This window comes from Arthrobacter sp. 05T45 (assembly GCF_056395875.1).
In genome coordinates this window covers 77970-101908 of record NZ_JBFTKI010000016.1, presented here as the reverse complement: position 1 = coordinate 101908, position 23939 = coordinate 77970, and the positions used below count along the sequence as shown (strand labels likewise).

The 23939-nt window shown below is 68.0% G+C and carries 22 protein-coding genes, 1 pseudogene and 1 riboswitch; of the genes and pseudogenes, 13 read left to right on the top strand and 10 right to left on the bottom strand.

Translation table 11 applies throughout. The annotated features are described in order from the left end of the window. From AC1DGD_RS15155 to AC1DGD_RS15135, 5 genes and pseudogenes are all read left to right on the top strand, one after another. A pseudogene (locus AC1DGD_RS15155) lies at positions 1-1278 on the top strand (hypothetical protein); the annotation flags it as partial. Between the two features lie 376 nt (positions 1279-1654). After that, positions 1655-2470 (top strand): methyltransferase domain-containing protein, encoded by an 816-nt coding sequence (locus tag AC1DGD_RS15150; RefSeq protein ID WP_243180592.1) that lies wholly within the window; start codon positions 1655-1657, stop codon positions 2468-2470. Positions 2471-2598: 128 nt separating this feature from the next. Then, positions 2599-3051: a hypothetical protein gene (locus AC1DGD_RS15145; protein WP_476857340.1), complete on the top strand. Its 453-nt coding sequence runs from the start codon at positions 2599-2601 to the stop codon at positions 3049-3051. 173 nt (positions 3052-3224) lie between these two features. Then, on the top strand, positions 3225-3776 hold the full coding sequence (locus tag AC1DGD_RS15140) for a dihydrofolate reductase family protein (RefSeq protein WP_476857339.1): 552 nt from the start codon (positions 3225-3227) through the stop codon (positions 3774-3776). 49 nt (positions 3777-3825) lie between these two features. Then, positions 3826-4449 carry a LysE family transporter gene (locus AC1DGD_RS15135; protein ID WP_230008202.1) on the top strand — a complete coding sequence of 208 codons (624 nt, stop codon included), beginning with the start codon at positions 3826-3828 and terminating at the stop codon, positions 4447-4449. Positions 4450-4509: 60 nt separating this feature from the next. On the opposite strand, the gene AC1DGD_RS15130 is transcribed toward AC1DGD_RS15135, so the two are convergent. The 6 genes from AC1DGD_RS15130 to AC1DGD_RS15105 form a co-directional block, all read right to left on the bottom strand. Beyond that, complete coding sequence (locus tag AC1DGD_RS15130; protein WP_476857338.1) at positions 4510-6129, bottom strand: acyl-CoA synthetase; 1620 nt, start codon at positions 6127-6129, stop codon at positions 4510-4512. Between the two features lie 42 nt (positions 6130-6171). Beyond that, positions 6172-7551: an MFS transporter gene (locus tag AC1DGD_RS15125; RefSeq protein WP_476857337.1), complete on the bottom strand. Its 1380-nt coding sequence runs from the start codon at positions 7549-7551 to the stop codon at positions 6172-6174. Between the two features lie 45 nt (positions 7552-7596). Beyond that, entirely contained in the window at positions 7597-8052 is a 456-nt protein-coding gene (locus AC1DGD_RS15120; protein ID WP_476857336.1) for a MaoC family dehydratase, read from the bottom strand. A gap of 69 nt (positions 8053-8121) precedes the next feature. After that, positions 8122-9366 (bottom strand): acyl-CoA dehydrogenase family protein, encoded by a 1245-nt coding sequence (locus tag AC1DGD_RS15115; RefSeq protein ID WP_476857335.1) that lies wholly within the window; start codon positions 9364-9366, stop codon positions 8122-8124. Between the two features lie 7 nt (positions 9367-9373). Continuing rightward, positions 9374-10267, bottom strand: a complete 894-nt coding sequence (locus AC1DGD_RS15110) for an amidohydrolase family protein (protein ID WP_476857334.1) — start codon at positions 10265-10267, stop codon at positions 9374-9376. Position 10268: 1 nt separating this feature from the next. Then, positions 10269-11204, bottom strand: coding sequence for an SDR family NAD(P)-dependent oxidoreductase (locus tag AC1DGD_RS15105; protein ID WP_476857333.1), 936 nt, complete (start codon positions 11202-11204; stop codon positions 10269-10271). Positions 11205-11328: 124 nt separating this feature from the next. Here AC1DGD_RS15105 and AC1DGD_RS15100 point away from each other — a divergent pair, with 124 nt between their 5' ends. From AC1DGD_RS15100 to pabB, 4 genes are all read left to right on the top strand, one after another. After that, entirely contained in the window at positions 11329-11808 is a 480-nt protein-coding gene (locus tag AC1DGD_RS15100) for a MarR family winged helix-turn-helix transcriptional regulator (RefSeq protein WP_476857332.1), read from the top strand. A 49-nt stretch (positions 11809-11857) separates the two neighbouring features. Continuing rightward, positions 11858-12397, top strand: coding sequence for an NUDIX hydrolase (locus AC1DGD_RS15095; RefSeq protein ID WP_476857331.1), 540 nt, complete (start codon positions 11858-11860; stop codon positions 12395-12397). A 75-nt stretch (positions 12398-12472) separates the two neighbouring features. Then, complete coding sequence (locus AC1DGD_RS15090) at positions 12473-13045, top strand: low molecular weight protein-tyrosine-phosphatase (protein WP_476857330.1); 573 nt, start codon at positions 12473-12475, stop codon at positions 13043-13045. Beyond that, a complete protein-coding gene (gene pabB, locus AC1DGD_RS15085) occupies positions 13042-15108 on the top strand; it encodes an aminodeoxychorismate synthase component I (protein ID WP_476857329.1) in 2067 nt (688 codons plus the stop codon). Before AC1DGD_RS15090 ends, pabB begins: the two co-directional genes overlap by 4 nt. Positions 15109-15131: 23 nt before the next feature. Here the strand turns inward: pabB and cls are convergent, their stop codons facing one another. Beyond that, positions 15132-16607 carry a cardiolipin synthase gene (cls, locus tag AC1DGD_RS15080; protein WP_476857328.1) on the bottom strand — a complete coding sequence of 492 codons (1476 nt, stop codon included), beginning with the start codon at positions 16605-16607 and terminating at the stop codon, positions 15132-15134. A 93-nt stretch (positions 16608-16700) separates the two neighbouring features. On the opposite strand from cls, the gene AC1DGD_RS15075 reads away from it, so the two are divergent. Continuing rightward, complete coding sequence (locus tag AC1DGD_RS15075) at positions 16701-17669, top strand: aminodeoxychorismate lyase (RefSeq protein WP_230008541.1); 969 nt, start codon at positions 16701-16703, stop codon at positions 17667-17669. 72 nt (positions 17670-17741) lie between these two features. Here the strand turns inward: AC1DGD_RS15075 and AC1DGD_RS15070 are convergent, their stop codons facing one another. Further along, entirely contained in the window at positions 17742-18695 is a 954-nt protein-coding gene (locus AC1DGD_RS15070) for an ATP-grasp domain-containing protein (RefSeq protein WP_476857327.1), read from the bottom strand. A 318-nt stretch (positions 18696-19013) separates the two neighbouring features. Beyond that, positions 19014-19127: riboswitch (SAM riboswitch) on the top strand. Positions 19128-19139: 12 nt separating this feature from the next. Between AC1DGD_RS15070 and AC1DGD_RS15065 the strand changes: the two genes are divergently transcribed. Genes AC1DGD_RS15065 through AC1DGD_RS15055 form a run of 3 tightly spaced genes read left to right on the top strand, consistent with a single transcriptional unit; the run spans position 19140 to position 21085 of the window. After that, positions 19140-19460, top strand: a complete 321-nt coding sequence (locus tag AC1DGD_RS15065; RefSeq protein WP_476857326.1) for a DUF1737 domain-containing protein — start codon at positions 19140-19142, stop codon at positions 19458-19460. Continuing rightward, a complete protein-coding gene (locus tag AC1DGD_RS15060) occupies positions 19457-19876 on the top strand; it encodes a rhodanese-like domain-containing protein (RefSeq protein WP_476850764.1) in 420 nt (139 codons plus the stop codon). Before AC1DGD_RS15065 ends, AC1DGD_RS15060 begins: the two co-directional genes overlap by 4 nt. After that, positions 19877-21085: an O-succinylhomoserine sulfhydrylase gene (locus AC1DGD_RS15055; protein ID WP_230008211.1), complete on the top strand. Its 1209-nt coding sequence runs from the start codon at positions 19877-19879 to the stop codon at positions 21083-21085. Between the two features lie 37 nt (positions 21086-21122). On the opposite strand, the gene AC1DGD_RS15050 is transcribed toward AC1DGD_RS15055, so the two are convergent. Both AC1DGD_RS15050 and AC1DGD_RS15045 read right to left on the bottom strand, forming a co-directional pair. Beyond that, positions 21123-22307 carry a glutamate--cysteine ligase 2 gene (locus AC1DGD_RS15050; protein ID WP_476857325.1) on the bottom strand — a complete coding sequence of 395 codons (1185 nt, stop codon included), beginning with the start codon at positions 22305-22307 and terminating at the stop codon, positions 21123-21125. 51 nt (positions 22308-22358) lie between these two features. Further along, on the bottom strand, positions 22359-23882 hold the full coding sequence (locus AC1DGD_RS15045) for a UDP-N-acetylglucosamine 1-carboxyvinyltransferase (protein ID WP_028275394.1): 1524 nt from the start codon (positions 23880-23882) through the stop codon (positions 22359-22361). Positions 23883-23939 lie beyond the last annotated feature (57 nt).

Below are 23939 nucleotides of genomic sequence, written 5' to 3'. Positions count from 1 at the left end.
CCCGCAGGCCGCGCCTACATCCAGATCTACGGCTACGACGGCGCAGCGAGCTGGGGCAAAACCTACACCCTCAACACCACCCTGAGCGCGGGGACCGTCGAACTCGAACCCAACAGCAGCACCGCAGCCGCAACAGTGGTGCCCCTGGGAACCACCATTTCCGGCTCAACACTGAGCGCAAGCTCCGAGGACACCGATTACTACGCCATCGACCTGCCCAAGSCAGGCCGGGTCGGCCTGAACTTCAAGTTCCCCGCCGGGCTCGGAACCGGATTCACCTACAGGGTCAGCATCTACAACGCCAACGGCACCAACCTCTACAGCTTCGACCTCGACGGCTCCGCCGCTGACGGCAGCTGGCTCGCTGGCCAACAAATCAACCTTCCTGTTGGCCGCGCCTACATCCAGATCTACGGCTACGACGGCGCAGCGAGCTGGGGCAAAACCTACACCCTCAATGCGGGGTGGATTTGGTCCACAACTCCTCTACCCAGCATCTCCGGGACTCCCCAGGTCGGCCGGACTTTGACAGCGGTCACTGGAACCTGGTCACCGACGCCGGATGTACTGGGTTTCCAGTGGTTCCGCTCCGGGACGGCCATCACCGGGGCAACAGGGAAAACCTACGTGTTGCTTGCCGCCGACTACGGTAAGACCATCGCTCTGAAAGTAACGGCCGGCAAGGCCGGGTATCCCTCCATAACCAAGACCTCCGCCGCCACAGCAGTAGTCGCCAAAGGCTCCCTGATAGCGCCGGTGCCGACCATCACGGGCACGGCTAAGGTCGGCTCGACCCTGACCGCGGTCCCGGGGACTTGGGGACCGTCACCGGTGACCCTGACGTATCAGTGGAAAGCCAACGGCGTCGCCATCACCGGCGCGACCGCCACAACATACAAGCCTGTTGCAGCCGACGCCGGCAAAACCCTCACCGTCACCGTCACCGGAACCAAGACCGGCTACACCACCACCGCGAAGACCTCCGCCGCCACAGCAGTAGTCGCGAAAGGCTCCCTGACAGCGCCGGTACCGACTATCACGGGCACGGCTAAGGTCGGCTCGACCATGACTGCGACGCCGGGGACTTGGGGACCGTCACCGGTGACCCTGACGTATCAGTGGAAAGCCAACGGCGTCGCCATCACCGGCGCGACCGCCGCGACCTACAAGCCTGTTGCAGCCGATGCCGGCAAGACACTCACCGTCACCGTCACCGGAACCAAGACCGGCTACACCACCACCGCGAAGACCTCCACCGCCACAGCAGTAGTCGTTTGACGGCCGAAGATCGATCCGGCCGGCCTATATGAAGGTCAGTTCTCCCACTGGTAGGTGCGATTTAGGGCGTAGGAGCCGGCACGATTTGCGGCTCCTACGCCTCGCCTCGGTTAGACATCTCACCGTGTCAAGGGCCACCAAGCCTGTGGGTACCCGGGAGGCCTGGCCGGCCACGTCAGCCGCCATGGCCGGAACACCAGGACACCCGAACCGAGGATCGCCCCGACGTAGATAACAGCCATCCATCCGCAGAACCTCGGACGCCGGAAGCGGCAATATTGACGTCCAGCCGCAAAAAACTGCCTGCCGGCGCGCGCTTGCTGACCCGCAGTTGGGGGTCCACCCTTTTCCGGGCGAGGGAGGGTAGCGTTCCATTATGAGTGCGCAGCAGCCTGACGATGTGTACACGCACGGCCACCACGAGTCGGTGGTCCGTGCCCATGCCTCCCGCACGGCGGAAAACTCGGCAGCGTTCGTGCTCCCGCATCTGATGCCCGGGACCTCCGTCCTCGACGTCGGCTGTGGGCCTGGCAGCATCACCTGCGACTTCGCGGAGCTGGTGGCGCCGGGCAGGGTCACAGGCTTGGACCGCTCCCCCGACATCATCGCCCAGGCCGCGGCCCTCGCCGTCGAGCGCGGCGTGGACAATGTCGGCTTTGCCGCCGGCAACATCTACGACCTCGATTTCCCGGACGAATCCTTCGACGTCGTCCACGCCCATCAGGTCCTCCAGCACCTCACGGACCCCGTCGCGGCGCTGCGGGAGATGCGGCGGGCGGCCAAGGCAGGCGGGATAGTGGCGGTGCGCGACGCCGACTTCCACGGCATGAGCTGGTACCCGGCCATCCCCGAACTCGACGACTGGATGGAGCTCTACCAGCGGATCGCCCGCCGCAATGGCGCCGAGCCCGACGCCGGCCGCCGGCTCGTGTCCTGGGCGCAGGCCGCCGGCTTCACGGATGTGGCGCCGTCCAGCAGCAACTGGCTCTACGCCACTGGGCATGAGCGGCGCTGGCAGGCCCGGGTGTGGGGCGAGCGGGTGCTGCATTCGTCCTTTGCCGACCAGGCGCTCGAGTACGGCCTGGCCAGCGAGGCGGACCTGGCCCGGATTTCCGCGGGCTGGCACCGGTGGGGCTCCACCGACGACGGCTGGTTCCTGATTCCCAACGGCGAGGTCATCGCCCGGGCGTGAGCGGCGGCCGTGGTCACAGCACCGGCACAGGCCGCCGAAAGTGCAGCCACAACTCCGCGCCTGAGGCTGGGTACAGGCCGAATCCTCGGCCGGCCCGGAAGCCCGGGCCCCAGCAAAGGAGTTTCACCATGGCAAAGATCAACAAGACCACCGCGGGCATCATGCTCGCTGCGGTGATCGGCGGCGGCGCCATCGGCGCATCGGCCATCCCCGCGATGGCTGCCGATTCCACCGGCAGCTCGTCCTCGACCCAGGCCACCGACGGCTACGGCATCGGGGGCCAGCGCGGCCCGCACCAGGCCAACGGAAAGACGGAGGAGGTCCTCACCGGCGACACCGCCACGAAGGTCGAAGCGGCGGTAAAGGCCGCCCAGCCGGATGCGGCGATCGAGCGGATGGAGACTGACGCCGACGGCGCCACCTACGAAGCCCACATCACGAAGGCGGACGGCACGCGCGCCACTGTCCTGCTGGATGCGAACTTCACGGTGACCGCAACCCAGGAAGGCCAGGGCGGCCCCGGCGGCGGCCATGGCGGCCCCGGGGACACCGCCACGGATGGCTACACGTCCAACGGCTAACCCTTAGCGGGTCTTGGGCGCGCTCCTTGCACGCCCAAGACCCGCGATGCTGGCGGCACGGCCGGCCTCCGGGGCGTTCGCCGTCGAGTTGCCGGCAGCCATTCCCTGCTTCCGGGTCTGCGGATAGGGTGCATTAGATATCTGGACTGGAGACCCACGGCAAGGAGAAACCCATGCGCAAATTGACGGCCGGCCTTTTCTGCTCTGTGGACGGCGTGGTTGAAGACCCGTTCAAGTGGCAATTCGACAGCTTCGACGAAGAGCTCGGTGCCGGGATGGGCGAGATGATGGGCCGGATCGACACTGCGCTCCTCGGCCGCGTGGGCTACCAGCAATGGGCAGAATACTGGCCCAACGCCGAAAGCGACGCGGACTTTGCCGGATTCATCAATCCGCTGCCGAAATTTGTCGCGTCCAGGACCCTGACAGGCGAGCTGGATTGGCAAAATTCACGCCTGATCGAGGGCCCGCTGGAAGACTTCGTCGCGGCCCTGAAGAACAGCGACGGCGGTGAAATCGGGATCTTCAGCAGCATTTCGCTGGTCCACCAGTTACTGTTCGCCGGGCTGCTCGACACCTTGATGCTGATCGTCCATCCCGTGATCGCCGGCAGCGGGCGGCGGCTGTTCAACGACGGCGATGCCCTCACCCGGCTGGAGCTGCAGTCGTCCCAGCAGACCAGCAAAGGCAACATGATTCTCAGCTACGGCCTCAGCCGCGACTGACTCCCGTCATCAATCGGACCCGCCACGGCCGGGACCGTAAACTTACCTGGTGCAACCCTCCCTTTGGCTGGCCCTGGCCGGCGCCGGCGTCCTGATCAGCTTCACTCCCGGCGCGGGCGCCATCAACACCATGAGCAACTCCCTGAACTCGGGATTCCGCCGGTCCCTTTGGGGCATCCTGGGCCAGCAGGCCGCCCTCGTTGTGCACATCCTGATCGTGGCCCTCGGCGTCGGGGTGCTCGTGGCGAGCTCACCGGTTGCCTTCAACGTGATCCGCTACGCCGGCGCCGCCTACCTGGTCTACCTGGGCATCCGGCAGTTCCTGCACAAGCCGGACCTGGATCAGGAGAAGGCCGCGGCCCTGCGCAACGAGCCGGGCCTGTCCATGTTCCGCCGTGGCCTCTGGGTCAATCTGCTCAACCCCAAAGCCGTGGTCTTCTTCTTGGCCTTCATGCCGCAGTTCATCCGGCCGGAGCAGCCGCTGCTGCCGCAGTACGTGGTCCTGGCCGCTACCGTGATCGTGATCGACGTGGCGGTCATGTGGTTCTTCTTCGCGGCTGCGGCCCGGTCCTTCCAGCGCTTCACCCGCGACGCCCGCGGGCAAAAGGTGCTGAACCGGACGTTCGGCGGGCTCTTCGTCGGCGTCGGCGTCCTGCTGGCCGCAATCCACTAAGCACCGCGGCCGCCGGCGGCGACCAGAGACCGGCTCACCGTCCGGGACCGGGCTCCCCCGTCAGACGTGGCCGGGCGCCAGCTTCCGAAGGTCCGCTTTCCGGATCTTGCCGCTCGCTGTCCGGGGCATCTCGTCCACGAAGACGACGGATTTGGGGATCTTATACCTCGCCAGCCGGCCCTCCAGGTGGGAGCGCAGCTGCTCTTCCGTGAGCCGGGCGCCCTCCCGCAACAGCACCACGGCCCGCGGCACCTCGCCCCATTTCTCGTCCGGCACCCCGATCACCGCGACGCTTCCGACGGCGTCGAGCTCGGCGATCGCCTGCTCCACCTCGGCGGGATAGATGTTCTCCCCGCCGGAGATGATCATGTCCTTGAGCCGGTCGGAGATGAACACGAAACCGTCCGGGTCCTTGTAGCCCATGTCTCCGGACTTGAACCAGCCGTCCCCTGTGTAGGAGTCCGACGAGGCCTCGGGCCGGTTCCAGTACTGGTGGATGACGTTGGGACCCTTGATCTGGATCTCCCCCACCATTCCGGGCGCAGCGGGCCCGGACGCCGGGTCGAGGGGATCGGCCACCCGGACATCGGTGAAGAAATGCGGCAGTCCGGAGGACCCGGCCTTGTCCCGGGACCTCGCCGCCGGCAGCGTGGTGGCGCCCGGGGCCGTCTCGGTCATGCCGTAGCCGTTGGAGAAGCGCAGCCCCCTCCGCTCGTAGGCTTCCAGGACCCGCATCGGCACCGCGGACCCGCCGCATGTCAGTTTGTTCAGCGAGCTGAGGTCCGTGGCGTCCCAGTCCGGGTGCTCGCACAGCATCTGGTAGGTCGTGGGCACCCCGCTGATAGTCGTTGCGCGGTGCTGCTGGATCAGCTCGAGCGTCCGGCGGGGATCGAACTTGGCCTCCAATATCACGGTGCCACCTTTGAGGAGCGTGGGCAGGACGCCCATGTCCAGGGAGGCGACGTGGAACATCGGGGAGATCATGAGAGCCACGTCGGTGGAGGCAAAGTCGAAATCGACCAGCACGTTGATGCAGTTCCACGTGATGTTGCCGTGGGTCAGGAGCGCGCCTTTGGGGTTTCCGGTGGTTCCGGAGGTGTAGAGGATCATGGCGGCGTCGTCCAGGCCCACGGGCTCGTCCGGCGCCAGCGCCGCACCGGACGCGATGACGGCCTCATACGCCTCCACGGCGGTTCCCCGGCCAGCGCCGCCGTCGGCCCCGCCGTCGGGCAGCGTTGAATCGGGCAGCGTTGAATCGGGCACTGTTTTGGCTGGCGCTGTCGACTCGTCGACGACGATCCGCGAACCCACGGCCGTCTCCGCCGAGCCGCGTTCCGCGAGCACCGCGAGCGCCTCCGAGTGGACCAGCACGACAGCGCCGCTGTCCCGGAGCTGGAACTGGATCTCGGGCGGCGCGAGCCGGGTGTTCAGCGGGACGAAGACGGCACCTGCCAGGCCGGCGGCGAAGAGGGTCTCCAGGAAGGAGGGATCGTTTTCGCCCAGGTAGGCCACTCTGTCGCCTTTGATTACGCCGCGGTCCCGGAGGGCGTTGGCGAGCCGGGTGGAGCGTCCCGCGAGCTCGCTGTAGCTGAGACTGCGTTCCCCGGCGATGATTGCGGTCTTGGTGCCCGACTTCGGGCGGCGCCGTTGCAGCCACGAGCCGATGCCAAAATTCTCCACGGAAAATCCTTTCTAGTTAGACGGTAGCGCCAGCGGGCCTGGTTAGGACCGGACAGTCTGCAGATCGTTGTTCTTGGGCTCTCGCGTCAGCAGGATGAAGACGATCGACACGACGGACATGATGGTCAGGTACCAGACCACGGCGGCCGTGTCCTGTCCGGAATCCTTGAAGATCTGCGCCACGATGCCCGGCGTGAATCCCGCGCCGAGGAGCGTGGCGAGCTGGTAGCCCAGCGAGGCGCCGGTGTAGCGCGAGGTGGTGCCGAACTGCTCGGACACGAACGCCGCGAGCGGGCCGAACAGGGTGGAATGGATCATGAGGCCCACGGCGAAGGCCACGAAGATCAGCCCGATGTTGTTGGAGGACAGGAGCTGGAACATCGGCGTGAGGTACAGGATGAAGAGCACCAGGCCGCCGATCATGACGGGCCGCCGTCCCAGCTTGTCGGAGAGCCGGCCGCCCATGATCACGAAGGCGATGGACACGAAGGAGGCGGCCGCGAAGGCGTAGAGAACGCCCTGCCGGTCCGCACCCTTGGACACGGCGTAGGTCACGGAGAACGTGGCCAGCACCACCTGGAGCGCAAACCCGGCCGCGCCGGCCAGCATGGTGAAGATCAGGGTCTTGGGCCGGCGCAGGACCTGCAGGAGGGGAATCTCGCGGCGCACCGGCGCGCTGCCCGGCACCGTCCGCTGGGTGTTGTCCCGTTCGGCCTGTTCCCGCTCGGCTTTCTCTTGTTCCAGTGCCGCCTTGAAGATGGGGCTTTCGGAGACCTTGAGCCGGACGAACATGCCGATGCCCAGCAGGACGAAGGACAGCAGGAACGGCACGCGCCAGCCCCAGGCCAGGAACTGCTCGTTGGGCAGGGCCGCGAACGCGCCCATCACCAGGGTGCCCAGCACCGCGCCGGTGGGGGCGCCGGCGTTGACGAACGAAGCCGCGAAGCCGCGCTTGCCCGATTCCGAATGCTCCAGCGCCATGAGGGCGGCGCCGCCCCACTCCCCTCCGACGGCAATGCCCTGGCAGACCCGGAGGATCACGAGCATCACGGCACCCCAGGCTCCGGCCACCGCGGCGCCGGGCACCAGTCCGATCAGGGTGGAGGCGATGCCCATGACCAGCATCGAGACAATCAGCATGTTCTTGCGTCCCAGCCGGTCGCCGAAGTGGCCGAAGATGATGCCGCCGAGGGGCCGTGCCACGTAGCCGGCGGCGAACGTCCCGTACGCGGCCACCACCCCCACCCATTCGTCCGCGCCGGAGAAGAACACCTTGGGAAAGACCACCGCGGCGGCCGTGGCATAGAGCAGGAAGTCGTAGTACTCGATGGTGCTGCCGAGATAGCTGGAGGCAATGACGGTCCGTGCTTCACGGCGACGCGTACCCGCGTCCATGGCCTGCAACTGCGAAATTTGGGACATCGTTGTTCCTTATGGCAGAGGGGGATGGTGAAGGGGTGTGGCGGTTTACTTGTAGAAGTGGGCGAGGAACTCGGCCACGACGGCCGGGCGTTCCTGGCCTTCGATCTCGATCGTGTTGGCGACCTTGATCTGGGCGCCGCCCTTGACCTCGGTGACTTCGGCGATGGTGGCCCGCATGCGGATGCGTGAACCCACCTTGACGGGGGAGGTGAAGCGGACCTTGTCGAGGCCGTAGTTGACCTTGGTGGTGACGCCGTCGACGTCGAACAGCTCGCCCCAGAACGGGATGATGAGCGAGAGGGTGAGGAAGCCGTGGGCGATCGGGGCGCCGAAGGGGCCGTCCTTGGCGCGTTCCGGGTCCACGTGGATCCACTGGTCGTCGCCCGTGGCGTCGGCGAACTTGTTGATCTGTTCCTGGGTGATTTCGCGGTAGTCGGTGGCGCCGAGGTCGGTGCCGGCGAGGGTGAGGAGTTTGTCGAAGTCGACGACGAGGTTGGGCATCTTTGGCTCCTGGAGCGGTTGGGTTTGGGTGTACTACGACGGCGGAACGCCGTCAGCGGGTAAAGAGCGTCAGCGGGTGAAGGCGCTGTGGCCGGTGAGGGCCCGGCCGACGATCAGGGCATTGATCTCGTGGGTCCCCTCATAGGAGTAGACGGCCTCTGCATCGGCATGGAACCGTGCGACGTCGGCCGCGAGCGTGATGCCGTTGCCGCCCACCACTTCGCGGGCCAGCGCCACGGTCTCGCGCATCAGCAGGGAGGTCTGCATCTTGGCCAGGGCCGAGTCCTGGTCCCGGTAGATGCCCTTCTCCTGCTGTTCGGTCAGCCGGACCACCAGGGACAGCGCCGAGGTGACGTTGCCGAGCATCCGGGCGAGCTTTTCCTGGACGAGCTGGAAGGACGCGAGCGGGCGGCCGAACTGCCGGCGCCCGGAGACGTAGCGCAGCGCGGCTTCGAAAGCTCCTGCAGCGATGCCGGCGGCGATCCACGCGACGTCCGAGCGCATGGCCCGCAGCATCGCCGCCACGTCCCGGAACGAGTTCACGTTGTGGAGCCGCCTGGCCTCGGGGACGCGGACGCCGTCGAGGGTGATGTGGGCGTTCTGCATCATCCGCAGCGCGGTCTTGCCGTGGATCTTCTCCAGGGTCACGCCGGCCGCCTCGCGGTCCACGAGGAAAGCCTTGACCTGGCCGTCGGCGACGTCGCGGGCGAAGACGGCAAGGACGTCGGCCGTTGCCGCGCCGCCGATCCAGCGCTTGGCGCCGTCCAGGACCCAGGTATCGCCGTCCGGGCCGGCCTCACGCCCCTTTTCCCTGCGGGCCGTCGTCGCGAGTCCGCCGGCGATGTCGGAGCCGGATTCCGGCTCCGTCAGCGAGAAGACGCCCTTGAGCGAGAAGTCGATGACCCTGGGCATCCATTCGGCCCGCTGTTCCGCGGAGGCCCCGACCCGGATGGCGGTCCGGAACAGCCCGGCCTGGGCCGTGTACCAGGTGGCCAGCGAGGCGTCCGTGCGGGCGAGTTCGAAGATCCGGAAGCCCTGGTAGATGCCCCGGGCCGGTGTCTGACCCGCACCCGGGGCGCCGGTCAGTTCCGCCGGTTCCATGAGGTCCAGGTCGATCAGCGGCCGCGCGAGCTGGTCCGGGAACTCGCCGCGCTCCCAGTAGTCGGCCAGGAGCGGCCGGGCCTGGGTGTCCAGGAACTCCCGCAGCCGCCCCAGCACTTTCCGCTCCGCGTCGGCGAGGAGGGATTCGGCGTCGTAGTAGTCGCATACGCCGTAGAGGCGCTCCTGGGCTGTTGTCTGGGGCGCGGTTTCCACGGACACCTCAGCCACCGAGCCCGAGCAGGCGGACGGCGTTGTGCTTGAGGATCTTGGGCCGGACCTCGTCCTTCAGCGGCAGGTCCGCGAAGGCGCCCAGCCATTTCTGCGGGGTGATGAGCGGGAAGTCGGTGCCGAACAGGACCTTGTCCTGCAGGACCGAGTTGGCCATCCGGACCAGGGACTCCGGGAAGTACTTCGGGGACCAGCCGGAGAGGTCGATGAACACGTTGGCCTTGTGCGTGGCGATCGAGTTGGCCTCGTCCTGCCACGGCACCGAGGGGTGGGCCATGATGATTTGCAGCTCCGGGAAGTCCGCGGCCACGGCGTCGAGCAGGAGCGGGTTGGAGTAGGCCAGTTTGATGCCGTACCCGCCCGGGAGCCCCGCCCCCATGCCGTTCTGTCCCGTGTGGAAGATGGCCGGCAGGCGCAGTTCCTGCAGGGTTTCCCAGAGCGGGTAGAACTGCTCGTTGGAGGGGTCGAAGCCCTGCAGGCTCGGGTGGAACTTGAACCCGCGCGCGCCGAGGTCGATTGCCTGGTGCTTGGCGCCCTGGATCGCCTCGGCGCCGGTGCGGGGGTCCACGCTCCCGAAGGGGATCAGGACGTCGTTGTTCCGCGCCGCCCCGGCAATGAGGTCCGGGATGCTGTTGGGCTCGTGCTTGAGCTGGGTCCGGGCGTCGACGGTGAAGACGACGGCGGCCATGTTCAGTTCGCGGTAGACCTCTGCGATCCGGTCCAGCGAAGGGCTGCGGTCCTCGGCCTTGAAGTACTTGGCGGAGGCCTCGGTCAGGGCCGCCGGAAGGGACTCGTGGCCGTGGCCGTCCACTTCGAGGTGGACGTGCATGTCGATCGCATCGAGTGAGGCGGCGTCGATGCCGGGTTCGTAGCGCTGGGCAGCCATCTCAGCGGACCTCGGCCGGTTCGGGCTGCAGTTCCGCCGGCAGCGGCAGGAAGTCCTCGCCGACGCTTTGCAGCTTGTCCCCGAAGAGCGCGCCGAAGTTGTCCACGAGATCCTGGTAGCCCCAGCCGCCCTCGCGGTATTCGGTGGCGGCGGCGTCGGGGTGGGTCCAGAGTTGCAGCCGGTCACCGCCCGCCCCGATTGCCTGGCCGGTGACGCCGGCGGCCGCGTCGGAGGCCAGGAAGGCCACCAGCCCGGCGACGTCGCCGGCCGTGCCAAACCCGAGGTCGTGGCGGAAGAAGGCCGGCATCGTCTCGCCGCGCTCGTCGGCCTCGACGGCCTTCTGGAAGTACGGGACGGTCTTGGTCATGGCGGTGGCGGCCACGGGAATGACGGCGTTGGCGGTGACGCCGGCTTTCTTCATTTCCAGCGCCCAGGTGCGCACCATGCCCACGATTCCGGCCTTCGCGGCGGCGTAGTTGGTCTGGCCGAAGTTGCCGCGCTGGCCCGTCGGGGAGCCGATGGTGATGATGCGGCCGGGAATGCCGTGCTCCTTGAAGTAGCCGAAGGCCTCCCGGGCGCAGGTGAAGGTGCCGCGCAGGTGGACGTTGATCACGGCGTCGAAGTCCTCGTCCGTCATCTTCAGCAGGCTCTTGTCCCGCAGGATGCCGGCGTTGGTGACCAGGATGTCCAGCCGGCCGAACTCCGTGACGGCCGCCTGCACGAGCTTCTTGGCGACGTCGGAGCTGCCCACCGGGGCGACGACGGCGGCTGCGCGGCCGCCGTCGGACTGAATCGTCCGGACAGCGTCGGCGGCGACCTCGGCGTCCACATCGTTGACGACGACGGCGGCGCCCTGGCGGGCCAGTTCCCGGGCGTAGGCCAGGCCGAGGCCCCGTCCGCTTCCGGTGACGATTGCTACTTTTCCTGACAGGCTCATTGCCGCTCCTTTGCTAGCTGCCTTGTGCATCCGGCCCCGCGGCATGGGATGCTGTTCTGTATCCATGAAAATATGGATAGTTGAAAAAGTCAACGATTTATTTTTTGGACTATTGGAGTTGGGCATGGCGACCGAAGTTGACGACGAGCCGGGCACCGAGCCTGCGGAGAAGCTCACGGCGGCAACCATAAGCCTGGACGCGGGTTTCCTGCTGGCCAAGCTGCATGCCGGCGGGTCGGCCCTGAACAACCGCGCCCTGGCCGCGTTCGATCTCAAGGAGCGCTCCTATTCGGTGCTGGCCCTGGCCAACAGCGGGCTGGAACCAACCCAGCGGGAGATGGCCGAGTTCCTCAGCCTGGACCCGAGCCAGATTGTCGCCCTGATCGACGAGCTGGAGAAGCGCGGGCTGGTGATCCGGGCGCCCGGGAAGCTGGACCGGCGCGCCAAGATTGTTTCCTCGACCCCGGAGGGGGAAGCCCTCTTCCGGCGGGCCGAGGCCGCGGCGCGGGACGCGGAATCCGCCGCCCTGGCCGGCCTCAGTGCCCCGGAGATCGAAACCCTCAAGGGGTTGCTCCGCAAGGCGCTGTGGGGGCCGGCGGCCTGATCGCGGCCGCTCAAGCACTGGGGGAATACCCTTGGGGCAGGAGGGAGCCATGACCGTTCGCAGCGCCGGCCTTCTGCTGTACCGGCTAAGGGGTGCATCACCGCCCGGCGGGGCGCCGCCATCCGGCAGCACACCGCAGCTTGAGCTCTGGATAGCCCACATGGGCGGACCGTTCTGGGCCCGCAAGGACTCCCGCGGCTGGTCCATCCCCAAGGGGGAATACCTCGCCGACGAGGACCCCCTGGCGGCCGCGCACCGCGAGTTCGCGGAGGAAATCGGCACACCGGCACCCGCCGCCGACTACCACCGGCTTGGCGACTTCCGCCAGCCCTCCGGCAAGATCATCACGGTCTTCACGGCGGAAACGGACTTCCAGCCCGAACGCATCGTGAGCAACACCTTCGAGCTGGAGTGGCCGAGGGGATCCGGCACGATCGGCAGCTTCCCCGAGATCGACCGCGCGGAATGGACCGCCGAGCCCGCAGCCCGGTCCAGGCTGGTCAAGGGCCAGCTGCCGGTCCTCGACGCGCTGGTCCGGCACCTCGGGCTGGAGCCGGCCGCACCCGGGCCCGGGCATGACAAAAACTAAAAGTCAGTTGACATTTTTTGTAATACTTCGCGGGGGCCAGCTAGCCAAGAGGCCCGGGATCGTTCATGCTTAGCTATGACCTCAATGTCGAGCCAGTACCGGATCATCGCGGTCTGCACCGGAAACATCTGCCGGTCCCCGATGGCGGAACTTATGCTGGCGGAGGCATTCCGGGCCGAGCGCCTCACGGGGGCCGTGGTCGATTCCGCCGGCACCACCGCGTATGAGGCCGGCCGGCCCATCGATCCCCGGGCAGCGCGCAAACTCACGGCGCAGAACATCGCTTCGGACCGCCACGTGGCGCGCGAATGGCGGCCCGAATGGTTCGCGAGCCGGGATCTGGTCCTGGCCCTCGACGTCGACCACTACGGCTGGCTCCGGCAGGCAGCACCGGACCGGGTCTCGCTGGCCAAGATCCGCATGCTCCGCAGCTTCGACCCCGCCGTGGCGGACAAGGACCCGCTGGAGCAGGGCATCGAGGACCCGTGGTACGGCGGCCACACCGACTTCGACACCACCTGGAACCTTATCCGGGCCTCCCTTCCGGGGATTGTGCAGCACGTACGCACCGAGCTTGAGCGGCAGGACGGGCAACATCACGGCAGTGATCAAGCCAATGCACAGCAGCCGGTACGCTCTATTTCATGAGCCCCGCACCCGTCATCATCGCAATCGACGGGCGCTCCGGCTCCGGCAAGACCACCCTGGCCATCGAGCTGGCGGCGCGGTTGAGGGAACACCACAAGGTCTCGCTCTTCCACCTCGAGGACATCTATCCCGGCTGGAACGGGCTGGCGGCGGGGATCGAACGCTACGTCACCACCGTGCTTTCGCCCTTGCGGCGCGGGGAGAACGCGGAATGGGTCAGCTGGGACTGGGCACGGCACTACGACGGCGAGGCCCGCACCACACGCCCGGCCGAAATCGTCCTGGTGGAGGGCGTCGGTGCCGCCGCGGCGGCCGCAGTGCCCCTGCTGGACGCCGTGATCTGGGCGGACTCCTCCGACGCGGACCGCCGGGCCCGGGCGCTGGCCCGGGACGGCGACACCTACGAACCGTTTTGGGACCAGTGGGCTGCGCAGGAAGCGGAGTGGCTGGCGGCCGATGACGTCCCGGCCCGCGCGGATCTGCACGTGCTCAACCTGGCGGACGGCACCGCCCCGGACGACGTCCTGCAGGCCCTTCAGTACCTTCCCGCCGTCGCCCCTGCCCTGCTGCCCGAACTCGCCGCCCGGCGCGGGCTGCAGTTGCTGGCAGAACGGATCGAGGCCCGGCCCGAGGCCGGGCAGCTGTTTGCGGCGCTCTTTGGCGGTTCACCCAACGCCGTATGGCTCGATTCCTCCCTGGACCCGGCAGGACTGGCCCCGGGGGCCGCGGAGCGGAGCCGCTTCAGCATTTTGGCCGACGACGGCGGCCGCTTCGGCCAGGCCGTCCGGCACAGTTCCGGACGGACCCGCGTCAGCACGGGCCAGGCCACCGTGACCACCGATGGCCCGTTCTTCCGCTGGCTCGACGGCGTGTGGGGCCGCCGCGCGCTCCGCGCACCCGAAGCCTACCCGTGCGAGTTCACCCTGGGCTGGCTCGGGTACCTCGGCTACGAGCTCAAGCGCGAAACCGGCGGGAACGACGTCACCGCCGCCACCCCGGACGCCTGCCTGATCTTCGCCGGCCGTGCCGTGGTCCTTGACCATGCCGAGGGCACAGCCTGGCTGCTGACCCTGGACGCACCCGACGCCGGGGACTGGCTTCAGACGGCACGCACGGCCGTCACCGCGGCCGCGTCGGCGCAAGCGGCCGCTCATGCCTCCCCGGCCCAGCGTGTCAGCGCCCCGCAAACCACCGCCCCGCGCTTCGCCGCCCGGGACACGGAAGCCGGCTACAAGGCGAAGGTCACCGAGGCCCAGCGTGAGATCGCGGAAGGAAACACCTACGAGGTCTGCCTGACCACGGTGCTCACGGCTGCCTCGCCCGCGGGGCCTCACGGCGTGGATCCGTGGCCGGCCTACCTGGACCTGCGGCACCGGAACCCGGCCCCGTTCGCCAGCTTCCTGCGGTTCGGCGGGCTCGCCGTTGCGAGCACGTCGCCGGAGCGGTTCCTGCAGATTGCCGCGGACGGCAGGATGCGGGCCGAGCCGATCAAGGGCACGCGCCGCCGGGACACAGATCCAGGCACGGATGCCGCCCTGCGCCAGGAGCTGGAGTCTTCGGCCAAGGACCGGGCGGAAAACATCATGATCGTGGACCTGTTGCGCAACGACTTGAGCCATTTCGCCGTCCCGGGTTCGGTGGCCGTCAGCCGGCTATGCGCGATCGAGAGCTACGCCACCGTGCACCAGATGGTGAGCACCATCGATGCCCGGCTGCGGCCCGGGATGCCGCGGGCCGAGGCGGTTGCGGCCTGCTTCCCCGCGGGTTCGATGACCGGCGCCCCGAAGGTCAGCACCATGGCCATCCTGGACCGGCTGGAGGCCGCGCCGCGCGGCGTGTACTCCGGGGCGATCGGCTACTTCTCCCTGAACGGGGCCGCCGACCTCGCCGTGGCAATCCGGACCCTCGTGGTCAGCGCCCTCGGCGAGGGTGCCGCGGAACTGAGTCTCGGCGTCGGCGGCGCTGTCACCGCCGACTCGACCCCGCAGGAGGAGTACGACGAAATCCGGACCAAAGCGTTCGGCGTCCTCTCGACGCTCGGCGCCGGGTTTCCCACGGGCTGAGTCGGCTGTCCCGCCGGCCCCGGCTACTGCAGGGTGGCCGTCAGCCGCGCGACGTTGTCCACGTATTTGACGCCCATCGGACGTTTCATCCAGTCCTCGAGCGTAAGTTCGCGCGAAATGCCCCGGTAGGTGTCCTCCACGGCGCTGATCCGCCGCACGATGTCCTCCCCCAGGAGCATCACCGAGACCTCCAGGTTCAGCGAGAAGGAGCGCATGTCCATGTTGCTGGAACCCAGCACGGCAACGTCGTCGTCGATCGTGAAGTGCTTGGCGTGCAGCACGAAGGGGGCCTTGTAGAGGTAGATCCGCACCCCGGCTTCAAGCAGCGCCTCATAGTAGGACTGCTGGGCGTGGTGGACCAGGAACTGGTCGCCTTTTTCCGAGACGAAGAGTTCGACGTCGACGCCGCGCTGCGCCGCCGTCGTCACCGCATACAGCAGCGAGTCATCAGGGACGAAGTACGGGCTGCAGATCGAGATCTTCCGCTGAGCCGAGTAAATCAGCGTGTTGAAGAGCCGCAGATTGTTTTCGGTGATGAAGCCGGGGCCGCTGGGCACCACCTGGGCGGTGATGTTGCCGGCGTGCAGTTCGGGCCGGTGCGCGAGCTGTTCCTCAATGGATTCGTCGGTCTCGCTGAGCCAGTCCGTGGCGAAGACGACGTTGAGCGTGGTGACGATCGGTCCACGCAGGCAGGCCATCAGCTCGACCCATTCGCGGCCGATCTTGCGGTGCTTGGGGTTGTTGTAGGAGGGCTCGATCAGGTTCTGCGATCCGGTGAAGGCGATCTCGCCGTCGATCACCATGATCTTGCGGTGGTTGCGCAGGTCCGGTCGGCGCCACTGCCCCTGCAGCGGGCTGAGCGGCAGCATCGGCCGCCAGCGGATCTTGCTGGCCTTGAGCCGGGCGATCAGCTTGCGGTAGCCCTTGATGCGAAGCGTGCCAAGGTGATCGAACAGGACACGGACCTCGACGCCGCGCTCGGCGGCCTCTTCCAGCGCAGTCAGCAGATCGTCCGTGACGTGGTCCGAGCTCATGATGTAGAACTCGGCATTGACGAAGGACTTTGCGCCGCGGACCGCCGCGGCCATCGCCTTGATGGAGTCGGGGTAGCCGGGCAGCAGCTCCACTTGGTTACCGTCCACCATCGGCAGCGAGCCCAGCGTCTTGTTCAGTTCCGCGGCGGAAGCCACCCATTCGGGTCCGGCGTAGCGGCTTTCCAGCATCGCCAGTTCCGAGGTCCCGGCACGCACTCGGGTATTGACCGCGTCCTGCTGCGCGCGGCGCTTGCGGGAGAGCCGGAAGTTGCCGAACAGCAGGAACAGGAGCAGGCCGATGGTCGGCACGATGAAGATGCCCAGCAGCCACGCCATCGCGGTGGTGGGCCGCCGGTTTCCGGGGATGATGCCCAGTGCCAGCACTCGGATGGCGAAGTCGATCACCGTCAAAATCAGAATCGCCCAGGACGGTAAAGTCTCCGCCAGCGGAAATGGCCAAAACACAGGCGAACCCCTCAACGTACAAGCCACGCGGAACAGTTCCGAACGGGCAGTGCCCAAATCCTATCCCGGGACCACCGAGACTAAGCTTTAGCCATGACCACTCCTGCCCCCGTTCCCGCGCCCGCGACCGTTCTGGTCTTCCTCGACCCGGCGTTCGACGGCGGCCGCGTTGCCGACGCGTCGCAGCCCCAGCTGATGGCCACGGACCTGGGCGCCACCCGCGGCGACGGCGTTTTCGAATCCCTCCTGGCCGTCGGCGGCCGGCCCCGCAAGATCCAGGCGCACCTGACCCGGCTGGCCGGCTCTGCCCGGCTTCTGGAACTGGACATCCCCGCCGAGGATGCATGGCGGCGGGCGGTGGAAACCGCCATCTGCGAGTTCCGCGGGCAGGAACCCGCCGCGGCTGCACCGGGCGGCGCGGCGCAGGACGAGGTGGTGGTGAAGCTGATTGTCACCCGCGGGCCGGAGGGCGCGGCTGCCCCCACGTGCTGGGTCCAGGCCTCCGCCCCGGCCGCCGCGGGACGGCGGCAGCGCGAGACCGGGATCGACGTCATCCTGCTCGACCGCGGCTACGACAGTGAAGTCGGCGAGCGCGCCCCGTGGCTCCTGCTCGGCGCCAAGACCCTTTCCTACGCCGTGAACATGGCGGCGCTGCGCTACGCCCACCGGCAGGGCGCCGACGACGTCATCTTCACGTCCGCGGACGGCCGGGTGCTGGAAGGACCGACGTCGACCGTTCTGCTGGCCCACCTGGAAACCTCGGACGACGGCGCCGGCGGCGTCCGCACCATCCGGCGGCTCATCACGCCCCAGCTGGACAGCGGCATCCTGCCCGGCACATCACAGGGCGCCCTGTTCACCGCCGCCAAGGCCGCCGGCTGGGAGCTGGGTTACGGCCCGCTGGAGCCGAAGGACCTGCTGGACGCCGACGCGGTCTGGCTGATCTCCAGCATCCGGCTCCTGGCCCCGGTGAACCACATCGACGGGCAGGAAATCGGCACCCCGGAACTGCGGCGCCAGCTCACGGCCGAACTCAACGCCCTCTTCGCGACCATCGAATAGCAACGCGGGGTCAGTTACGGCCCATCCCATGTCCCCGGATGGGCCGTAACTGACCCCGCGTTGGTGTTGCGCTCACCCCAGGGCGTCCGCGGGCACTGCCGGGCACAGGCGGAACGAGGCCGGGTTGAACGCCGGGAGCATGAACGTTGCGAGCACGGCGTCGAGCATTTCCGGGGCCCAGGTGCTGTTCTCCCCCAGGGTCGCGCAGACACCCAGCACCACGGGCGTTCCGTCGGTGCGGCGGCGGATCTGGACCTGGACCGGCCCGGTCAGCCCGAGCGCGCGGACGGCGGCCAGGCCCAGCTTGCGCACATCCCCGGCCTGGTTCGCCGGCACCCTGCGGCTGACCTCGTCGCTGCCGGCGCGTCCATACGGAGTCCTGGTCTTCTCGAGGACCACCGCCACCGGCGCCATCGCATTGCGTGCCGGGGTGCCGAACGCCAGGCACACATAGTCGGCGCCCGGGATAAATTCCTGGACCAGTTGCCCCGCCGGCATGTTCTTCCAGCTAACGGAGTCGGTTCCGGCCAGCAGGTGGATACCGGGGGAGCCTTTGAAGACCCGCGGCTTGACCACCACGGGGCCGCTGAGGCCGGCGAGGGATGCCGGCGCGGCGGCGAGGTCGCCCGGAACCGCGAACCGGGGCACCGGGATGCCGGCCGCTTGCAGCGCCCAGGTGGCGAACAGGCGGTCGTTGGCGAGGGCAACCGCGGCGGGGTCGGCCACGATGATCCGCACGTCCTGGGCGAATCCGGCGCGGGCCGCGGCCAGGACCGGGAGTTCCACGGTGAGGGTCGGAATGATGACGTTGATGGCTTCGCGGTCCACCACCCGGCGCAGGTCCAGGACCATGTCCGGGTTCGTCGCCGGCAGGAGCCTGACCGCGGCGGCGGGAGCCTCCCCGGCCTGGCGGGTGTCGGCACGGGCGTCGGAGCCGAGGTACGGGAGGCCCCGGGCTTCGAGCTGGGCCGCGACGGCCCGTCCGGCGGCGCTTGTAATCCCGGTAACGAGTATGCGCGGGCCCACGATTGCTCCATTCCGCCGTCACCGGCCGGACCGCGGCTGCGGCTCCGACCGTTCCAGCCACCGATTCCCAGACAGCTTGTTGATGGACAGACGGGTCGATTCCGGGACTGCTTGATTCACACATTGCTCGAATCACCTGCAGCTCCGGCCGACTCGTCGGACCTAATCCCCCCAGTAAACGGCGAAACGTTCCGGCAGACACGAGTGGGCTGTACCCGAAACTGGAGCCCGCCACTACTCGCCCGGGCCGCGGTCCGGTTACGGAACATGACGATGGCGGCGGTGCGGTCCGGCGTCGCAGGTGTTACGTTTTTGGGGAGTAATGAGAACCGGTGCCAAGCCCTGACTGGCCGGTCGGCAACCCTCCCTTTCGCGGCGGGGTGCCTCAGGTGAATACTCGGCATTCGAGAATTCGAGCTGCAAGCGTGAAAGAGGAGATCCGTCGTGCCCGACACGTCAATACCCACAACAGCCGCACCCGGTACCGCACCCGGCACCGCACCCGGTGAGGAGAGGCTGGCCTACCGCCTGTTCACCGGAGCGGATGACCGCGCCTTTTGCGAGCGGGTGTCAGCCGCCCTGGCCGAGGGCTACGTGCTGCATGGAAGCCCCGCCGCCAGCTTCAACGGAAGCACCGTGATCGTGGCGCAGGCGCTGGTCCTGCCGGCCGCGATTGCCAGTGCGGACGCCGCCGTGGCCAATGCGGTTGATGAGCTCGACGCCGACGAATTTGGCGCCGACGGGGCCTTCGCGGGCCACGCATGAGCTACGCCGGAGACCTCAGCCCGCAGGAGGCGTGGGCCAAGCTGGAGGCCGGAGCCATCCTGGTGGATGTCCGGACCGAGGGCGAATGGGCCCACATCGGCATCCCGGACACCGCGGCGGCGGGCGAGAGCCGCAACGATCCGCTCTTCATCCAGTGGAACCTCGCCGGCGGCACGCCGAACCCGCACTTCGTGGAACAGCTAAGGCAGCAGGCGCCGGAGGACACCGCCGTCGAACTGGTGTTCCTTTGCCGTTCCGGGGCCCGGTCGATCGCGGCCGCGACGGCCGCGACGGCCGCCGGCTACACCTCGTACAACGTCCTTGAGGGCTTCGAAGGCGAGACCGACCGCTTTGGCGAACGCACCGTCAATGGCTGGAAGAACCGCGGCCTGCCCACCAACCTCGGAAAGATCTAAGTGACTTTCAATCCCGACGCCGCCGGCTGGGCGGCCGACACCCAGGCCGTCCGTGGCGGCCTTGACCGCACCGGCTTCCAGGAAACCACCGAGCCGATCTTCCTTAACTCAGGATTCGTCTACGAGTCCGCGGCCGCCGCCGAGCGCGCCTTCACCGGTGAGGACGAGCGCTTCGTCTACTCCCGCTACGGCAACCCCTCCGTCGCCACGTTCCAGGAGCGGCTCCGGCTGCTCGAGGGAACGGAGGCGTGTTTCGCGACGGCGTCCGGCATGTCCGCCGTCTTCACCGCCCTGGGCGCGCTGTTGGCGGCCGGCGACCGGGTGGTCGCGGCCCGCTCGCTGTTCGGCTCGTGCTTCGTGATCCTCAACGAAATCCTGCCGCGCTGGGGTGTCGAGACGGTCTTCGTGGACGGCCCGGACCTGGAGCAGTGGAAATCCGCGCTGTCCGAGCCGACCACGGCGGTGTTCTTCGAGTCGCCGTCGAACCCGATGCAGGAAATCGTGGACATCGCCGCCGTGAGCAAACTGGCGCACGCGGCCGGCGCCACGGTGGTGGTTGACAACGTCTTCGCCACCCCGCTGCTCCAGCGCTGCGGCGACCTCGGCGCGGACGTGGTGGTCTACTCCGGCACCAAGCACATCGACGGCCAGGGCCGCGTCTTGGGCGGGGCCATCCTGGGCACCAAGGAATTCATCGACGGGCCCGTCAAGCAGCTCATGCGGCACACCGGTCCGGCCCTTTCTGCGTTCAACGCCTGGGTGCTCACCAAGGGCCTGGAGACCATGGCCTTGCGCGTCAACCATTCCTCGGCCTCCGCGCTGCGGCTGGCCGAATGGCTCGAGGGACAGCCTGCGGTCGGCTGGGTAAAGTACCCGCTGCTGCCGTCCCACCCGCAGTACCCGCTCGCAGTGCAGCAGATGAAGGCCGGCGGGACCGTGCTCACCCTGGAACTGCAGCCCTCCCCCGGGCGCACGGCGAAGCAGGCCGCGTTCGCACTCCTGGACGCGCTGCGGATCATCGACATCTCCAACAACCTGGGCGATGCCAAAACGCTCATCACGCACCCGGCCACCACCACGCACCGCGCGATGGGCCCGGAAGGCCGCGCGGCGATCGGGCTCAGCGACGGCGTGGTCCGGCTCTCGGTGGGCCTGGAGGATGTGGAGGACCTGATCCGCGACCTCGGCCAGGCGCTCAAGCAGGTCTAGGGCTTCCGCCGCACCCGCAAGTGTTGCGGGCTCCCGGTCAGGCCGGGCGCAACCGGCCCAGGGCCGAACGATTGTCTGCCGGCCCCTCGGCGACGGGCCCCTCGGTGGTCAGTTCGATGGCCCGCTCGACGACGGCGGGCAGGCCGCCGGCCCGGAACGGGCCGCGCTGCAGCTGCGAACCGGTGCCCTCTGCCAGAATCCGCTCGACGCCCTCGCGCGCCAGTTCCAGCTCGCCCTGTTCCTCAAGCACCGGGGCCACGAAGTCCACGAGTGCCCTGACCACGTCCGCGGCCGGGGCCGGGGTGAAGGTTCCGAAGTCCAGTAGCTCCCCGCGCAGTCCGCAATTGCTGGCCTGCCACGCGGCCATCCGCAGCAGCAGCGTGGGCACCGGGGCGGGATCGACGCCGTCGTCCCATTCCCGCGCGGCCGACTCCACGAGGGCGCGCACCAGTACGGCAATCAGGGCAGCATCCTCGGCCCGCAGGCAGACATCCGCGACCCTGATCTCCACGGTGGGATGCTGTCGGGCCAGCCGCGCGTCGAAATAGACCATCCCCTCATCCATCAGGACGCCGCTTTCGACCAGCCGGGTGACCACGCGGCGGTAGACGGGCAGGCTGCCGAAGATCATCGTGGGACCCGAGCCCGGCCAGCGGTTCCAGGCCTGGGTGCGGTAGCTTTCGAATCCGGTCTCGGCCCCGTTCCAGTAGGGGGAATTCGCGCTGAGTGCTATCAGCACGGCCAGCTTGTCGCGGATCCGGTCCATTACCGCCACGCCCTCCTCCGGAGACTCCACAAAGGTGTGGACGTGGAGGCCGCAGGTCAGCTGGTTCCGGACGGTGAGCCCGAAGCGCTGCTGCATGGTCATATAGCGCGGATTCGGCGTCAGGTGGGTGGCTGAGCCTTGGGGCGACGTGGCCAGGGCCGCGACCCGGCCGCCGTGCGCCCGGGCGGCCTGGTCCGCAAGGGACCGGCCACGCCTGAGCTGCCGGAGCAGTTCCGTGTATTCCAGGCACGGATGCGTCTGGGTCTCGATCTGTTCGAGCTTGAGCTCGTAGCTGAAGTCGGCGCCTTCGTGGACCGGTTTCTGTGCCGGGAGAACCCTGGCGGCTTCCTGTTGCGGCGGCACCAGACTCGGCAGCATGAGGTCAGCGAGGGCAAGCAGCATCCCCGATTCGGGGTCCACTATCAGCAGTTCTTCCTCCACGCCGAAGGTGCGCATGAATCTATTGTGCGTCAGGATCCGCCGAAACGCCCCACACCAACGCGGGGCTCAGTCCTGGAAATACTCGATCTTCGCCCCGATGGTGTTCAGCCGCTCAGCCAGGTCCTCATAGCCGCGTTCAATGACATAGATGTTCCGCAGCTCCGAGACGCCACGGGCCGCCAGCATGGCCAGCAGCAGGCAGGCGGCGGGGCGGAGGGCAGGCGGGCAGCCCACCTCGGCCGCTCGCCACTTGCTGGGCCCGTTGACGTAAATGCGGTGCGGATCGAGCAGCTGGACCTGGGCGCCGAGCTTGTTGAGCTCGGTCAGGTAGATGGCCCGGTTCTCGTAGACCCAGTCATGGATCATTGTCTGGCCGTGGGCGTTGGCGGCGATCACCGCGAAGAAGGGCAGGTTGTCGATGTTCAGCCCGGGGAAGGGCATGGGGTGGATCTTGTCCTCCGGCGCCCGCAGCTCCGAAGGCTTGGTGGTGACGTCCACCAGGCGGGTGCGGCCGTTGCGGGCAAAGTACTCCCCGGAAACCTCGAGCCGCTGGCCCATCTGCTCGAGCGTGGCGAGTTCGATTTCCATGAACTCGATCGGGACGCGGCGGATGGTGACTTCCGAGTTCGTCACGATGCCGGCGGTGATGAGGCTCATCGCCTCGATGGGGTCCTCGGACGGGAAGTATTCGATGTCGGCGTCGATCGACGGGCGGCCGGTGATCTTCAGCGTGGTGGTGCCAACCCCGGCGATGTCCACGCCGAGCATCTGCAGGTAGAAGCACAGGTCCTGCACCATGTAGTTCGGGCTGGCATTGCGGATGATGGTGGTGCCACGGCGGTGGGCTGCGGCCATGATGGCATTCTCGGTGACGGTGTCGCCGCGTTCGCTGAGCACGAAGGAGCGGTCGTGACCGTCCGACGGCGGCGCCTGCACCGCGTAGAACCCGGACTTCGCCTCCACGCTAAGGCCGAACTGGCGCAGTGCCTGCATATGCGGCTGCACGGTGCGGGTGCCGAGGTCGCAGCCGCCGGCGTAGGGCAGCCGGTAGGTGTCGGCCTCGTCCAGCAGCGGGCCCAGGAGCATGATGACGCTGCGGGTCCTTCGGGCCGCCTCCACATCCATGGAGGCCAGGTCCAGGACGGCGGGGCGGCGGATCTGGAGGTCGTTCGCGTTGAGCCAGGTGCACTCGACGCCGATGCTGGTCAGCACCTCCACGATCCGGTTGACTTCCTCGATCCGGGCAAGCCTGCGCAGCGTGGTGGTGCCGCGGTTGATGAGGCTGGCGCACAACAGCGCGACGCCGGCATTCTTGCTGCTGTTGACGTCCACCGCGCCGGCGAGGGTGCGGCCGCCCTCGACGCGCAGGTGGGTCATCTGGGGCCGGCCCACCTTGACGATGCTGTGCCCGACGATCGCCTCCAGGCGCTGGATCATCTTCAGGCTCAGGTTCTGCTTGCCCTGTTCCATCCGGGCGATGGCGCTCTGGCTGGTGCCCAGCTCGGCGGCGAGTTGCCCCTGGGTCCAGCCCTTGGCGCCGCGCGCCTCGCGGAGCAGGATGCCTACGTGTTCAGCAGTCGGTTGAGTCATGCTCCCGAAAATATCACGCATGATTTATAAACCACGGCAATTCCGGCCGGAATGGCG

Bases quoted from the DNA above. Each gene is read 5' to 3' on its own strand.
- AC1DGD_RS15100 (WP_476857332.1), top strand. From the start codon at position 11,329: ATGGCGACCGAAGTTGACGACGAGCCGGGCACCGAGCCTGCGGAGAAG.
- AC1DGD_RS15075 (WP_230008541.1), top strand. From the start codon at position 16,701: ATGACCACTCCTGCCCCCGTTCCCGCGCCCGCGACCGTTCTGGTCTTC.
- AC1DGD_RS15145 (WP_476857340.1), top strand. From the start codon at position 2,599: ATGGCAAAGATCAACAAGACCACCGCGGGCATCATGCTCGCTGCGGTG.
- AC1DGD_RS15045 (WP_028275394.1), bottom strand. From the start codon at position 23,882: ATGACTCAACCGACTGCTGAACACGTAGGCATCCTGCTCCGCGAGGCG.
- AC1DGD_RS15090 (WP_476857330.1), top strand. From the start codon at position 12,473: ATGACCTCAATGTCGAGCCAGTACCGGATCATCGCGGTCTGCACCGGA.
- pabB (WP_476857329.1), top strand. From the start codon at position 13,042: ATGAGCCCCGCACCCGTCATCATCGCAATCGACGGGCGCTCCGGCTCC.
- AC1DGD_RS15050 (WP_476857325.1), bottom strand. From the start codon at position 22,307: ATGCGCACCTTCGGCGTGGAGGAAGAACTGCTGATAGTGGACCCCGAA.
- AC1DGD_RS15095 (WP_476857331.1), top strand. From the start codon at position 11,858: ATGACCGTTCGCAGCGCCGGCCTTCTGCTGTACCGGCTAAGGGGTGCA.
- AC1DGD_RS15150 (WP_243180592.1), top strand. From the start codon at position 1,655: ATGAGTGCGCAGCAGCCTGACGATGTGTACACGCACGGCCACCACGAG.
- AC1DGD_RS15110 (WP_476857334.1), bottom strand. From the start codon at position 10,267: ATGGCTGCCCAGCGCTACGAACCCGGCATCGACGCCGCCTCACTCGAT.
- AC1DGD_RS15140 (WP_476857339.1), top strand. From the start codon at position 3,225: ATGCGCAAATTGACGGCCGGCCTTTTCTGCTCTGTGGACGGCGTGGTT.
- AC1DGD_RS15060 (WP_476850764.1), top strand. From the start codon at position 19,457: ATGAGCTACGCCGGAGACCTCAGCCCGCAGGAGGCGTGGGCCAAGCTG.
- AC1DGD_RS15120 (WP_476857336.1), bottom strand. From the start codon at position 8,052: ATGCCCAACCTCGTCGTCGACTTCGACAAACTCCTCACCCTCGCCGGC.
- AC1DGD_RS15125 (WP_476857337.1), bottom strand. From the start codon at position 7,551: ATGTCCCAAATTTCGCAGTTGCAGGCCATGGACGCGGGTACGCGTCGC.
- AC1DGD_RS15105 (WP_476857333.1), bottom strand. From the start codon at position 11,204: ATGAGCCTGTCAGGAAAAGTAGCAATCGTCACCGGAAGCGGACGGGGC.